This is a genomic window from Sphingobacterium paucimobilis HER1398, assembly GCF_000416985.1.
GTDB lineage: Bacteria > Bacteroidota > Bacteroidia > Sphingobacteriales > Sphingobacteriaceae > Sphingobacterium > Sphingobacterium paucimobilis.
On the sequence record NZ_ATDL01000016.1, the window covers coordinates 293,206 to 306,090 of the forward strand.

The window sequence follows — 12,885 nt, forward strand, 5'->3', positions numbered from 1 at the left end:
TGTTAAATTATAAGATGTGCCCCAGATGGTATCAAGTTAATTCCTGGGGGGGCGAGAAAGATCTGTATTTGGAAGAGTGGGGACAAGTGGAAACAATAAAGCACAGTGCCTAAGAAATTGAGCCCTGTGCTTTTATCTTTTATTGTTGTTTAATTTAGACTGCTATTATTTATTTGGATTATGATCTTTTATGCTGACCACTTCAATTTCAAAATATAAAGGGGAATTAGCAGGTATAGTACCGATGGACCTATTACCATAGGCAAAATAAGAAGGAGTAATTATTCTTATTTTGCTCCCTTTTTGTAGTCCTTTTAAGGTGAGACCGCCAATTTTATGTTCGCCTATGCTTTTAGGCATAAATGCATAGTACCAAGCAGAAATATAGTCTGTTGTTTTTCCTGACATTCCGGCTTCAGAAGTATTACTGTCAAAAACGGTTTCATTAGATATTAACTTGCCTGTATAGCGGACCGTAATATCAGCAGGACGAATCATTTTCGTGTTATATCCGTTATAGATAGTGTCGACAACTTTATATTCGTAGCTTCCTTCTTCTCCTGGGTTCATTACTTCAAACCATATTCCTGTGGTGTCACTAGAAATGTTCATATTGGGGTATTTACTTTTAGCATATGTTGCTATTATCCCCTTTTCTTCTTCAAATCTAGCAGCTGCGTCAAAAGTGTCTTCGGTTTTATTACAAGAGCTGATGGCAAATAAGGTAAAGGCAAAAACGATATAAGCGAGTATTTTTTTCATGAGGAATTTGTTAATTAAAAAAAGAGAAGGCTGAAACCTTCTCTTGAAATTATGTTTTTATTTACTTATTGAATTTCCATGATGTCAAACTCGTAAACTAAAGGAGAGTTTGCAGGGATATCTTTTAAAAAGACCTTTCCATCTGCTTTTTTAGCAAGAGAGCCGTAAGCATAGAGAGAAGGGACTATTACTCTTATTTTGCTGCCTTTTTTCTGTCCCTTTTCGGTAAGTCCTTTATAAGGAATAATATTTCCGTTTACTTTATTTTGTGACGGGAAAAGGGAGATAATCCAAGCCTCTGTAAAAGGGTTAGGGGTATTAGGGTTCGACATATTATATTTGCCGCCTTCCAAATCTGATTGTACAGCATCTCCACCTGTCAATAAATGGACATTGTATTTAAGTTTCCATTCAGGCGCGATAGGGTTGTTTGACGAATTGAATTTGTACTCATAAGAATCATCTGTAGCTTCATTAAGTATTGCATAGTGTATTCCTCTTGGCGTTTTTTTGTCTAAAAAGTAGAAAGGATATGTTAATGTGTCTGCAATCCATGTTACATCACTATTCTCAGACATGTATTCGTCAATCTTAATTTTTTCTGCACGTAATAGAGAATCGATATAACGGTCTACTTTTAATGCTTCTCCTTCATAATCATAATCGTCTTTTTTATTACACGACACAAACACAATCGCTCCAAGCGCAGCAAACAATACGGTTTTAAATAGATTTTTCATTGAATATAAGTTGTTTTTAAATGGCAATGAATCTTTCATAAATGAAGGTTTCATTAGTATAAATAATTTTTTAGTTGTCCCATGTAAATACAGGTTTCTCTCTCCTCTATGTACATATTTTGATTTTAAAATTGTTGTTTAGGTTCTAAAACGGTAAAAATAACAATAGCGCTACACAATTCTGTTAAAATTAGTGAAATTTTAATAATTGTGTTGATAATGAGGTTGTTTGTTCTAAAAATAAAAGACCGAACTTTAATGTTCAGCCTTTTCTAATGTATCTATCAGCTCATTTATTTGGTATGGTCGCAGTACTCCTCCATGACGGAATAGGACTTGATAATCTTTATCCAGCAATATCCATGTGGGATAGGCTAACCGATCAGGACCGTTTAAGGTGACTGCCAATTCATGCGTGCCAATATTGGCGCCAGTGGGCTTGTACACGTAGTCTTTGCCTTGAAAACGGATAGTTTCCTTGCTTTCTGCATCAAACTCAATGTAATGAAACAGATTGCCCTTTTCGATAAACTTCTTGTTTTTGCGTACCTGCTGTTTTTGCATTTGACAATACTGGCACCAATCGGTAGAGAGCAGTATCAGTACAGGTTTAGGAGCTTGGATCATTACGCTGTCAAGAGACATTATAGCTACAGGTTTTATTTGTGACAGACCATTGTCTGTCACAAATAAACCTATTAAAAGGAGTAAATTACGTGTATAGGATAAATATTTCTCCATTAACAATGTTACCATTAACCATTATCGAAACAGATTATAACGTACTCCTAGGAAGCCCCGTATTCCTTGATTTGGTCCGTAGACATAGTTCGGGTCAAATGGAGGGAGCGAGTCGTCCTCTATGTTCTCGAATGGGTCATGTGCACGCGAAATCAAAAATGGAAGACCTTTTGTCGGCGTCCAGTTCAATAGATTTTTTACACCACCAAATACTTCAAAGCCATTCTTGAAGTGTTTGGTCAACTGAATGTTCTGTATACTGAACGCTTTTGATTTGTCCGGACGTGGGTCTATATAATCATCATGTGTCAATACCGGCAATCGCATGGGGCCAATGACATTGCCCGTATAGTCAATGCTAAGTCCAATTGGTTTTATTTTATAGCCAATTGTCCAAGTACCCATAAACTTCTCGGTCAGCATCTGCCATTCCCTAATGTCGTTCTCTTCACTGTATACATCCATTAGTGTACCGCCTATCATTGCCTTCAAGCCGCTATGATGTGCCCAATCCAGGTTAAGGGATATCCCTTTGGATACAGCATGCCCATCCAGATTGGAGTAGATGATTTTTTTGACATCAGTTTCGTAATCAGGAATGATTTTATTGGTGAAGTAGGTATAGAACGCGGACGCGTCAATGGCGAATACCGAACCGTTGTCTGCGTAAAATTTCTTCACATAGTTGATGTTCCCGTTCCAGGAAGTTTCTGGTTTCAAATCCTCTTCGAATTCGACATCACGGGCGCCGGTCAAGGCAGCGTGGTCTTCTGTAAATACGTTGGCTACACGGTATCCGTTACCGATGCCTACACGTAGCACCTGACTTTTGTCTTTCGAGTTCCATTTGTAATTACCCCGTGGAGAAACGATGCTCCCGTGGATAGAGTTGTAATCATAGCGCGCTCCCAAAAGCAACTTGTGTTGTGGGTGCAATGTAATTTCATCCTGTACGAATAGGCCTGGTAAGTGTGTATGTGAGGTCTCATCGGTAGCAGGAGTATTGTCATCGTAATAAGTGTATCGATAGGCAAGTCCAGTTAGTAAGTCGTGATTTTTTAATGTTTTGTTCCAAGTTAGCTGACCGAAGAAAATACGTTGGTCTGCCATGTAGGGCGTTTCTCCATAATAACTGTTTTGGTTATGGCCATTGGCGCTCACCGAAAGCGAGAAGTTCTCGCTGCCAGGCAGGTCGTAGATCCCCATGAGCTCCCAGCGCTTGGTATAAATACTTTCGGCATAGACTTCCTTGCCACCGCGGTATTTCCTGTTCCATTGCATCTCTCCACCCCAGCGATCTTCATATACATAACGGCCTGCTATGGAAAATGTCTTATTGTCTTTACGGGCGAAGTTCCACTTGTTGAAAATGGACAGGCGGTCTTGTAAAGTGACGTCTGTGAAATTGTCGTTGTTTTTATCGATCGGGTTGGAGTAGTTAAAGTAATTGACACCCAATAGCGATTGAGCCGATCCGACGTTGAACTTTCCGCCAAGGTCCAGATTGTATTCCTGCCACGTTGTTCCAAATGCCTCTAGGCTAAATAAGGGCGCATTGGATGGCGCTTTGGTAATGACGTTGATCAGGCCACCAACAGCTTCACTACCGTATAGTGTAGAAGCAGGGCCTTTGACAATCTCGACGCGTTCGATCAGGGCTTGAGGGATTCCATTCAAACCGTAAACGGTGGATAGGCCGGATACAATCGGCATACCGTCGATAAGAACCATTGTATATGGCCCCTCTAGACCATTGATGTGGATGTCGCCAGTGTTGCAGATGCTGCAGTTGATCTGTGGGCGTACACCGTTGATATTTTGCAACGATTCGAAAATAGTAGGTGCGGGGTTAGACCGGAAGAACTTCGCGGAATAGACCTCTACGGGAATCGGACTTTCCAGTTTGGAAACTTCTTTGAGCGTACCCGAGACTACCACTTCATCCAAGCTATGGTTGTCTTTTTCTAACGTAAATATAGTGCCGCTCTTGTAGGTGTTGTGGTCGATGTTTTGCTGTAGAGAAATATAGCCGATGGCGCGGATGGATAGTTTACTCTTTGCCGTTGGCATTTGTAGTTCAAATTTTCCGTCAGTTGCCGTTTTTGTACCGCTTTTATTGCCTTCGAGGCGTACTGTAGCATTTTCTACAGGTTTGCCATCGGTGTCGTGGACGTAGCCCGTGAGTTGCTGTGCATAGCTGGATAGGCTATGACAAAGTATAAGTATAGCCGTGATTAGGCCATAATATGTTTTAGACATAATAATATGTAATGCTTGTTTTAGCTAATAAATTGTTGATATATTGGGAATAAGGAGATAGGTCTTTCAAAATATACAACGTACTGTGTGGTTAGCACTACTATGCAATCCGTCTTGATAGCGTGCCTTAACTATACAGTAAAGTGTTTATTGAAAAAATATATCCTTATCGAAGATTACACAATAATAATGTGTGTAATCGAGTTGATTCTTTCAAATAAAGTAGAATCGCTAAAAAAGCGCCGGTGGTCCCCGGAGATAGGTGTCTAAGTATTTAGTGAAATGATACGTTTTGGAATAAAACGCATAGGTAATATAATTGAACTCTTGAAAAAATGGTGCTTCAAATACATCGAATACCGTTTCAATAAAAGCTCCGTGGAAGACGACGTTGAGAAATTGAATTTCTGCATCGTTTTTATGGTGGTGCTTGTCTTTCTTTTTCTTGGTAAAGTCGTAAGGGTGAATGTGTGTTATAATCTCCCCTTTAGAGGTTACCTCTTTGTGCATAAACACTATTCCACTGATCACAATGACAGACATCCACCCCGCTAGGAGGTAGGCAAAAAGACTGCGATATCGTGAAACAGTGTGTAGCACTATAGTTGTTATTTGATCAAGCGGTTATGGTCATCTGGAAATACCAGCCTTGGCTCATGAGTGCGTGCTTCTTCGCGGTCCATCAGTGCATAAGAGATAATGATAACGATATCTCCTACTTGGACCAATCTAGCAGCGGCGCCGTTAAGGCATATTGTTCCAGAGCCACGTTCGCCAGGAATCACATAAGTTTCTAAGCGAGCTCCGTTATTGTTGTTCACGATCTGTACTTTCTCGTTTGCTAGAATATCTGCAGCTTCCATTAAGTCCTGGTCAATGGTGATGCTTCCCACATAATTCAACTCAGCCTGTGTGACACGGGCCCGATGAATCTTCGACTTCATTACTTCAATCATCATAATACAAAATTAGCTTTTATCTCGTTAAAATTTTTGGATAAAATGTTATTTAATCGTTACATGTTTAATAGCATGTTATCTATAAGGCGTACCCCCTCTATCCATGCGGCTACCAGAGCGACATATTCTTTCGTATTGTCCTTGTCCATCGCTTGCTGTAGTGTTCGTGTTTCGCATATCGCGAAATACTCCAATGTAAGAGTGGAAGTTGCAGTGATGCTGGCAGTTGCTTCTTGTTGGAGCTGTTCAAGCGACTTTTGTCCGAAGTTGTTCCGAGTTTGTTCGAGAGTACGATATAAAACCAATGCATCTTCTTTTCCCTTCTCCGAAAGTCTACTGTTTCTAGAGCTGAGGGCGAGCCCTTTTTCGCTACGGACAGTAGGACCTATTTTTAAAGAAATCGGAAGCTGTTTAAGGTCTATCATATGTTGGATGACCATGACTTGTTGGAAGTCCTTTTGACCAAAACAAGCAATGTCGGGTTGTACCAGGTTGAACAATTTATAAACAATCTGGGTGACACCTTGAAAATGGCCCGGCCGTTTTGCTCCTTCCCATAGGTTGTCCAGCTCTCCGAGATCTATCTCCCATATTTCGTCAGACGAGGGATACATCTCATCGACCGTAGGTAGGAATAGTATATCACAGGTTTCACCTTTTAACAAGGCGATGTCATTTTCTATAGGGCGTGGATATTTTTCTAAATCCTGGGGGTCGTTGAATTGGGTCGGGTTTACAAATATGCTACACACGACTATATCAGCTGAATTTTTCGCTTCCCGTATCAATGACAAATGTCCCTCATGTAAGGCGCCCATAGTGGGTACCAATGCAATCTTTTTATGGGCCTTGCGCAATGTGTGCAAGTGGTCCTGGAGCTCGTTTTTTGTGCTGTATATTTCCATCGTTAGCATGGTAAAATAGGGGGCAAAATTGCATAATATATTTGGATTTAGAAAGGTCTAATTTTTAATGAATTGTAAAAATTAGATATTATTCGTATCTTTGTAGACCGATTTTACTGTTCAAATAAATAAAAAAGCAATTGGAGATGGCAAAAACGAAAATATTGTTTGTTACCCACGAGATGTCGCCTTTCCTTGAAATAAGTAAAATTTCTGAAATAACACGCCAATTACCGCAAGCTATGCAGGAGAAAGGATTCGAGATTCGGATTCTAATGCCTCGCTTTGGTAGTATTAATGAGCGCAGAAATCGTCTTCACGAGGTGATAAGGTTGTCGGGAATGAATATAGTGGTGGATAATAACGATAATCCATTAATCATTAAAGTAGCTTCTTTGCCTGCTGCGCGTATGCAGGTGTATTTCTTGGATAACGAGGAGTATTTTCAACGAAAGAAGACGTTTAGAGATGAAGGAGACAAGTTCTTTGAGGACAACAACGAACGTTCTCTGTTCTTCTGCAAAGGAGCATTGGAGACAGTCAAGAAATTGGGGTGGTCGCCAGATGTTGTGCACTGCCATGGCTGGTTTACCGCGATGATACCTTTATACTTGAAAAAGGTATATCATGAAGACCCCACGTTTAAAGATGCAAAAGTCTTTTATTCGTTATTTAATGAAGAAAAGGATTTTTCATTAACGGATACTGTGGGTTCGAAGTACGCAGGTATGGCTGCAGATGAGGATGTGTCCCAGGAAGATGCTGCTGTCTATGGTTCCGGAAGTTATGTCGATGTCTATAAAGGGGCATTGCACTATACGGATGTCGTAGTGACGGTAGGTGAAAATCTGAATAAGGATATTCTTCAGTTCGTAGAAGACCAAAAGATCCGCGTGTTTAATCCGGATTCAGCAGAGGATTACGAAAACTTTGCGACATTGTACGAAGAGTTTGCTTCGGAAGAAGTCGAAGCTTAAAGATAAAAAAAGGCTGTCAGAATGACAGCCTTTTTTTTATAACATAATCACTTTTTCGAGAGATGACACCTTTTTATAATAGGCAATCACGTCATCGGCACTGTTTACAAAGGTTTCAATGGAAAGTGAGTTGTATTTTCCTGTTTTTGAATCTTTGATTTGAATTTTTGTGCTGGGGTGCTCGAAAATTGTTTCTATCACCTGCTTGTTTTCTGTAGTAGCAGGTACAATAAACTTAAACGTGTACAGTGTCGGAAACTGTTCTACATCGATTAACTTTTCTCTGAAGCTTGCGTAGAAGTCATTGCCGTCATTTTGATTGATGTCTTGAACGCTGATGTTTCCCAAATCTTTCATGTCTTAATTTCCTTTCTTTCGAATGGTAATTGCAATTACTATGCCTTTGTTATTTTGGCATGTTTTAGCAGATGGCTTATAGCTATCGGCCATCTGCCATCTGCCATGAGCTAGGGTCTTGCATCTTTGGCTTGTCCAAACTTCTTATTGGGCTTTGCACCCATTTCAAATTCTAGTTTCCCGCCGCCCATAATATGGTGATGGGTGATGTAGCTTTTTTGATAAGGCTCCCCATTCCATGTGACACGTTGGATATAGATATTGCTTTTTTCGTGATTTTTTACAGCGATTTCAAAAGTGTTGCCATTAGGCAGTTCTATTTTGGCCGATTTCATCAGGGGAGTGCCGAATATATATTTGCCATCCATGGGGTTCGCTGGATAGATTCCCATGGACGAAAATACATACCATGCGCTCATCTGTCCTGCATCGTCATTACCGCAGAGTCCATTGGGAGCATCAGTATAATATTTTGTCATCGCTTTATGAGCGAGTTCTGCACTTTTCCATTGTTGACCGACATAAGTATATAGGTAGGGGACATGGTGGTTGGGTTCGTTCCCTTGGGCGTACTGACCTATCATACCGGATATGTCTGGAGAAGCATCATCGAGAATTTCTGGAAGTTGGATAAACTCATCGAGTTTGGCTATAAATTTTTGCTCCCCTCCCAAGAGGGTTGTGAGTCCCTGTACATCGTGTGGCACCAGCCAGGTGTATTGCCAGGCATTGCCTTCACAATAATCGTTTTCTCTGTGTTTGGCCATGAGTGGGTCGAATGGGCGTCGGAAGGTGCCATTGGCGTGACGGCCTACAAAGTGGCCTACTTCTTTGTCGAAGTATTTTTCATAGAGCTTATAACGCTGTTCAAAATATTTGGCGTCTTCCTCTTTATTAAGGTATTTGGCCATTTTGTAAGCACCAAAGTCAGCGATAGCATATTCTAGCGCCCAAGCTACCGATTCGTGATCCATGCTGTCAATCGGTATGTAGCTGAGTTCCCGAACGAATCGAAGGCCATTGTCATAGCCCATTGCGGTTGTTTTTACGGCCTCAAATGCGAGCTCATGGTCTGCTTTGTCGATAAATCCTTTCAATAGGGCGTCCGCAATAACAGGTATGGCTGGAAGACCCACCATGGTGTTGGTTTCGTTGCCCCAAAGATGCCATACCGGTAATTTGTCCTGTTGTTGGTATATCTTTAGCATAGTCTTGACATAGTCTTTGTTCTTTTTGTCTTCTAGGAGTGTCATCAAGGGATGTAATCCGCGATAGGTGTCCCATAGCGAAAAAAAGGTGTAATTTTCAAAGTTTTCCTGGCGATGTACCTGTTTGTCTGTGCCCATATAGTCCCCGTTGGCGTCGTTGAATATGGTTGGTGCAAAATAAGAGTGGTATAGAGCGGTGTAGAAAATGGTTTTTGATCTTTGATCTGCATCGTAGTCAATTTTTCCGAGCACTTCATTCCATTTTCTAGTGGCATTCGTTTTGGCTTGATCAAAATTCCAGTTCGGTATCTCCTGTTGTATATTGTCTAGTGCATTTTCAAAGCTGACAGGCGATAAGCCGACTTTAAGTTCTACAGGGGTATCGGCGTGTATGTCAATGAGTGCTTTGATGTGCGTTCCTTTGGCAACCAGGTAACCATTGACCTTTTCGTTGCCATTATAGAATTGTATGTTATTTAAGGAGGTGGAGGATTTAATGGCAAAATAAACCTTTTGATCGTCTGCCCAGCCTTTAGAAAAACGATAGCCTACCAGTGTATGGTCATCTATCAGTTTGAGATAGGTATCCGTGGCTTTGTCCCAGTTCATCTGAAAACCGAGGTCAATCAACAGGTGGGGTGTGTTTTTGTTTTGGAAGGTGTAGCGGTGGTAGCCGACACGTTCTGAGCTTGTCATTTCGGCCAATATGCCATAATCTTGGAGCAGTACCTTATAGTAGCCCGGGCGTACGGTTTCATTGGCTTTGCTGATGGCGGAACCATATCCTTGATCCATCTTTCCAAAAGGGGCAGGAGAGAGATGGTGTCGGCCCGTAGCTGGAAGTATTAATATATCGTTAAGATCGCCTATTCCGGTGCCGCTAAGGTGAGTGTGGGTGAAGCCCAGGATTTCTTGACTCTTGTAGTTGTAGCCGCTGCACCAATCCCAGCCGTTGTATTTGTCCCATGTTTGAGCGATCTGGCTTGGGCCAAGCTGAACTGCGCCAGAAGGTACGTTGGCCCCCACGAACACGTGCCCATGCTCTGCTGAACCGATGTAAGGATCTACATATTGTGTGTAGTCCTTTTTTTGAGCTGTGTTTGTCCCGATTTCTACAAGTAAAAGTGCAGCCGTTATGCAGGCTTTTAGGCGTATGGTTGTCATAAGCTTAGTGTCTGATAGTGTTATTGTTCTGTGAAGATAAAACCTTTTAGCAAATATTTGGCTATTTGCTTGCTAAAATTTTGTAATATTTTAGTAGTTTAGGCAGATGAAGAAGCGACTTTCTATTTCTGATATTGCAAAAAACCTAGGTATATCCGTTACGACGGTTTCTTTTATCTTGAATGATAAAGCAAAGGAGAAGCGCATAAGCGAAGCACAGACCAAAAAGGTGCTGGATTATGTTGCTCAAGTAGGGTATAAGCCAAATCAGCTTGCCAAGAGCTTACGTACCGGAAAATCGAAGACTCTGGGTTTGTTGGTAGAAGATATTTCTAACTCTTTTTTTGCAAATATTGCGGATCAGATTGAGAAGTTTGCCTACGATTTTGGATACCATATCGTTTATTGCAGTATGAACAATGACGTGAATCGTGCGAAGGAGCTGATACAGTTGTTTTATGATCGACAGATTGATGGATTTATCATTGCTCCTACAGAAGGACTGACGGAGGTTATTCAGCGACTGCTCAAGAACAATGTTCCTGTAGTTTTGTTTGATCGACACTTGGAAGACTTGGATACGAACTATGTGATTTCAGAAAATCATAAAGGGGCTTACGAAGGAACTCGTTTTTTGCTGGAAGAGAAGCAAGCCGCTCGTGTCGGTATGATTACGATCGATTCCAATCAATTGCAGATGCGGGGAAGGATGGAAGGTTATAAAGAGGCTGTGTGCGGATTGGAAAAGAAGATGCTGGTGGAGAAGATCGTTCGAGAGCAGCCTGAGGAGGAGACCATTCAGCAGATTCGTGCCTTTATAGCGGAAAACCAATTGGATGGCGTGTTGTTTGCGACCAATTATTTGGCGCTATCTGGTTTAAAGGCTATTAAACGTTACAATCTGCCGATCGACAAATTGGTCTCTTTTGATGAGAATGCTCTGTTTTCATTGGTTGAACCAGCGGTAAGTGCTATATCTCAGAATATTCCTGTAATCGCCCGTCAGGTCGTCGATATATTGATTAATGAAATAAATGGTAAGAGTGAGGGGCTGGTGCAGGTTGTTGTGCCTTGTGAACTTATTATTCGGTAGTATATTGCATTGCTGGTAGAAAAAAGGTTAATGGTTCTTTTAAATGAAAAATTGGGAGTCGTCCTCCAAAAAACGAGACTGAATAGGTTCGATTTTATAGGATTATGGACAGAAATACGAAGTTACTTCTTTCGTTTTTATCCGTAAATGATTTTTTCCACAGAAATTAATTCTTCTTATCACTTAATTTCAAAATCAGATTTTTCTGATTTGATTTTTACAGTCCAAAACTTTGTTTTTAGTAGTACTAGGCTGTTTTTATCCTAAGTATACGTTTTATTTAGAATGGTTTTAAATTGATAATTTGCGTCATTAAATTGTCAGGGATTGTTTATAAAGTCATACTTTTGTGCATTGTTTGGTAGGACTGTGTACTCCAGCAATAGAGTAAAGTAATTTTTATATTCATAAATAAATAGTATAAAGTGCTAAATATGAGAAATATCTCATCCGTATTGGGAAGACTTGCGAAGTCAATATCGATCAGTTTGGTATTGTTATTTGCCGTTACAATGACATCAAATGCGCAGGATGCAAAAGAAGGGGCTGCGTTATTTAAGGCGAACTGTAGTTCTTGTCACAAGATTGATAAGAAGTTTACGGGGCCAGCACTGGCTGGTATGTCCGAACGCCATGATGAAGAATGGTTGGTGAAATGGATTAAGAACTCGGGTGCAATGATTGCTGCTGGGGATCCTATGGCTAAGCAGATCTTTGAAGAGTACAACAAAGTAGCGATGCCTGCTTTTACACAGTTTTCGGATGATCAGATCAAGGGAATTATTGCTTTTGTAAAAGAAGAGGAAGCGCGCTTGGCTGCTGGACCTGCTGAAGGTGGGGCTACAGGTGGAGCTGCTGCGACTGATGATGCTAATAATTTTATGATTATTGGTATGGTTGCTATCTTCTTGTTGGCGATAGGAGTAGTTGTAATCTTGAGTCGTGTCACGAAGACTTTGGAGAAGGTAATTGCCAATAATCAGGCTGCTGTGGAGGCTGCTCGTGTACGTAACGAGTCTGTTGAAGAGTCAGGTCGGGTTAAGTTCGCTCAGAAGTTTTTGAAAAACAAGAAGCTTGTTGGTTTTGCAGCCTTAATGGTTGTAGGATTACTGGCTGTGTTGGGGTGGCAGACCATGTGGAACGTGGGTGTTCATACAGGGTACAAGCCGGTTCAGCCGATTAAGTTCTCTCACCAGATTCATGCTGGTGTGAATCAGATTGAGTGTCAGTATTGTCATGGTGGTGCTTATAAGTCAAAAAATGCATCTATTCCATCTGCGAATGTTTGTATGAATTGTCACAATACAATCACGGCTTCAGACCATTACAATGGCGAGACGTCTCCAGAGATTTTGAAGTTGTATCGTGCGGTAGATTGGGATCCAGATACACGTACATACGGTGATAACCCTCGTCCGATCGAGTGGGTTAGAATCCATAACTTGCCAGATTTTGCTTACTTCAACCACTCGCAACACGTTTCTGTTGCAGGTATTGAGTGTCAGACCTGTCACGGTCCTATTGAGACAATGGAAGAGGTTTATCAGTATTCACCATTAACGATGAAATGGTGTGTGGACTGTCATAGAACGACGGAGGTGAACGCTGATAACAAGTACTACGATCAGTTGATCGAGGCACATGAAAAATTGAAGAAGGGTGAGAAGATGACTGCAGCTATGATCGGTGGTCTAGAGTGTGGTAAGTGTCACTATTAATA

The 12,885-nt window shown here is 41.1% G+C and carries 12 protein-coding genes; 3 read left to right on the plus strand and 9 right to left on the minus strand.

Features of this window, described 5'->3' with window-relative positions; genetic code table 11:
* Positions 1–165: 165 nt before the first annotated feature.
* The 7 genes from M472_RS38265 to panC all read right to left on the minus strand — a co-directional run bounded on the left by M472_RS38265 (position 166) and on the right by panC (position 6,366).
* Positions 166–762 (minus strand): FKBP-type peptidyl-prolyl cis-trans isomerase, encoded by a 597-nt coding sequence (locus tag M472_RS38265; protein ID WP_021071276.1) that lies wholly within the window; start codon positions 760–762, stop codon positions 166–168.
* A 65-nt stretch (positions 763–827) separates the two neighbouring features.
* Positions 828–1,541, minus strand: coding sequence for an FKBP-type peptidyl-prolyl cis-trans isomerase (locus M472_RS38270; RefSeq protein WP_158499925.1), 714 nt, complete (start codon positions 1,539–1,541; stop codon positions 828–830).
* Positions 1,542–1,757: 216 nt separating this feature from the next.
* Entirely contained in the window at positions 1,758–2,243 is a 486-nt protein-coding gene (locus M472_RS38275; protein ID WP_021071278.1) for a TlpA family protein disulfide reductase, read from the minus strand.
* A 21-nt stretch (positions 2,244–2,264) separates the two neighbouring features.
* Positions 2,265–4,502, minus strand: a complete 2,238-nt coding sequence (locus tag M472_RS38280; RefSeq protein WP_021071279.1) for a TonB-dependent receptor — start codon at positions 4,500–4,502, stop codon at positions 2,265–2,267.
* A gap of 231 nt (positions 4,503–4,733) precedes the next feature.
* Entirely contained in the window at positions 4,734–5,102 is a 369-nt protein-coding gene (locus M472_RS0122940) for a hypothetical protein (RefSeq protein ID WP_144062750.1), read from the minus strand.
* 8 nt (positions 5,103–5,110) lie between these two features.
* Positions 5,111–5,461, minus strand: coding sequence for an aspartate 1-decarboxylase (panD, locus tag M472_RS38285; RefSeq protein WP_021071281.1), 351 nt, complete (start codon positions 5,459–5,461; stop codon positions 5,111–5,113).
* Between the two features lie 56 nt (positions 5,462–5,517).
* Positions 5,518–6,366, minus strand: coding sequence for a pantoate--beta-alanine ligase (panC, locus tag M472_RS38290; protein ID WP_031301888.1), 849 nt, complete (start codon positions 6,364–6,366; stop codon positions 5,518–5,520).
* Between the two features lie 146 nt (positions 6,367–6,512).
* Between panC and M472_RS38295 the strand changes: the two genes are divergently transcribed.
* On the plus strand, positions 6,513–7,343 hold the full coding sequence (locus M472_RS38295) for a glycogen/starch synthase (protein ID WP_021071283.1): 831 nt from the start codon (positions 6,513–6,515) through the stop codon (positions 7,341–7,343).
* 36 nt (positions 7,344–7,379) lie between these two features.
* Here the strand turns inward: M472_RS38295 and M472_RS38300 are convergent, their stop codons facing one another.
* Together M472_RS38300 and M472_RS38305 are read right to left on the minus strand one after the other, a co-directional pair.
* A complete protein-coding gene (locus tag M472_RS38300; protein ID WP_021071284.1) occupies positions 7,380–7,700 on the minus strand; it encodes a DUF493 domain-containing protein in 321 nt (106 codons plus the stop codon).
* A 110-nt stretch (positions 7,701–7,810) separates the two neighbouring features.
* Positions 7,811–10,072 carry a GH92 family glycosyl hydrolase gene (locus M472_RS38305; RefSeq protein ID WP_021071285.1) on the minus strand — a complete coding sequence of 754 codons (2,262 nt, stop codon included), beginning with the start codon at positions 10,070–10,072 and terminating at the stop codon, positions 7,811–7,813.
* Positions 10,073–10,178: 106 nt separating this feature from the next.
* Here M472_RS38305 and M472_RS38310 point away from each other — a divergent pair, with 106 nt between their 5' ends.
* Both M472_RS38310 and M472_RS38315 read left to right on the plus strand, forming a co-directional pair.
* Complete coding sequence (locus tag M472_RS38310; RefSeq protein WP_021071286.1) at positions 10,179–11,165, plus strand: LacI family DNA-binding transcriptional regulator; 987 nt, start codon at positions 10,179–10,181, stop codon at positions 11,163–11,165.
* 434 nt (positions 11,166–11,599) lie between these two features.
* Positions 11,600–12,883, plus strand: a complete 1,284-nt coding sequence (locus tag M472_RS38315; protein WP_021071287.1) for a cytochrome c3 family protein — start codon at positions 11,600–11,602, stop codon at positions 12,881–12,883.
* Positions 12,884–12,885: the final 2 nt, after the last annotated feature.

What these genes read in the sequence shown, in the direction of transcription:
- M472_RS38265 (WP_021071276.1), bottom strand. Translation starts at nt 762, where the DNA reads ATGAAAAAAATACTCGCTTATATCGTTTTTGCCTTTACCTTATTTGCC.
- M472_RS38270 (WP_158499925.1), bottom strand. Translation starts at nt 1,541, where the DNA reads ATGAAAGATTCATTGCCATTTAAAAACAACTTATATTCAATGAAAAAT.
- M472_RS38275 (WP_021071278.1), bottom strand. Translation starts at nt 2,243, where the DNA reads ATGGAGAAATATTTATCCTATACACGTAATTTACTCCTTTTAATAGGT.
- M472_RS38280 (WP_021071279.1), bottom strand. Translation starts at nt 4,502, where the DNA reads ATGTCTAAAACATATTATGGCCTAATCACGGCTATACTTATACTTTGT.
- panD (WP_021071281.1), bottom strand. Translation starts at nt 5,461, where the DNA reads ATGATGATTGAAGTAATGAAGTCGAAGATTCATCGGGCCCGTGTCACA.
- panC (WP_031301888.1), bottom strand. Translation starts at nt 6,366, where the DNA reads ATGGAAATATACAGCACAAAAAACGAGCTCCAGGACCACTTGCACACA.
- M472_RS38295 (WP_021071283.1), top strand. Translation starts at nt 6,513, where the DNA reads ATGGCAAAAACGAAAATATTGTTTGTTACCCACGAGATGTCGCCTTTC.
- M472_RS38300 (WP_021071284.1), bottom strand. Translation starts at nt 7,700, where the DNA reads ATGAAAGATTTGGGAAACATCAGCGTTCAAGACATCAATCAAAATGAC.
- M472_RS38305 (WP_021071285.1), bottom strand. Translation starts at nt 10,072, where the DNA reads ATGACAACCATACGCCTAAAAGCCTGCATAACGGCTGCACTTTTACTT.
- M472_RS38310 (WP_021071286.1), top strand. Translation starts at nt 10,179, where the DNA reads ATGAAGAAGCGACTTTCTATTTCTGATATTGCAAAAAACCTAGGTATA.
- M472_RS38315 (WP_021071287.1), top strand. Translation starts at nt 11,600, where the DNA reads ATGAGAAATATCTCATCCGTATTGGGAAGACTTGCGAAGTCAATATCG.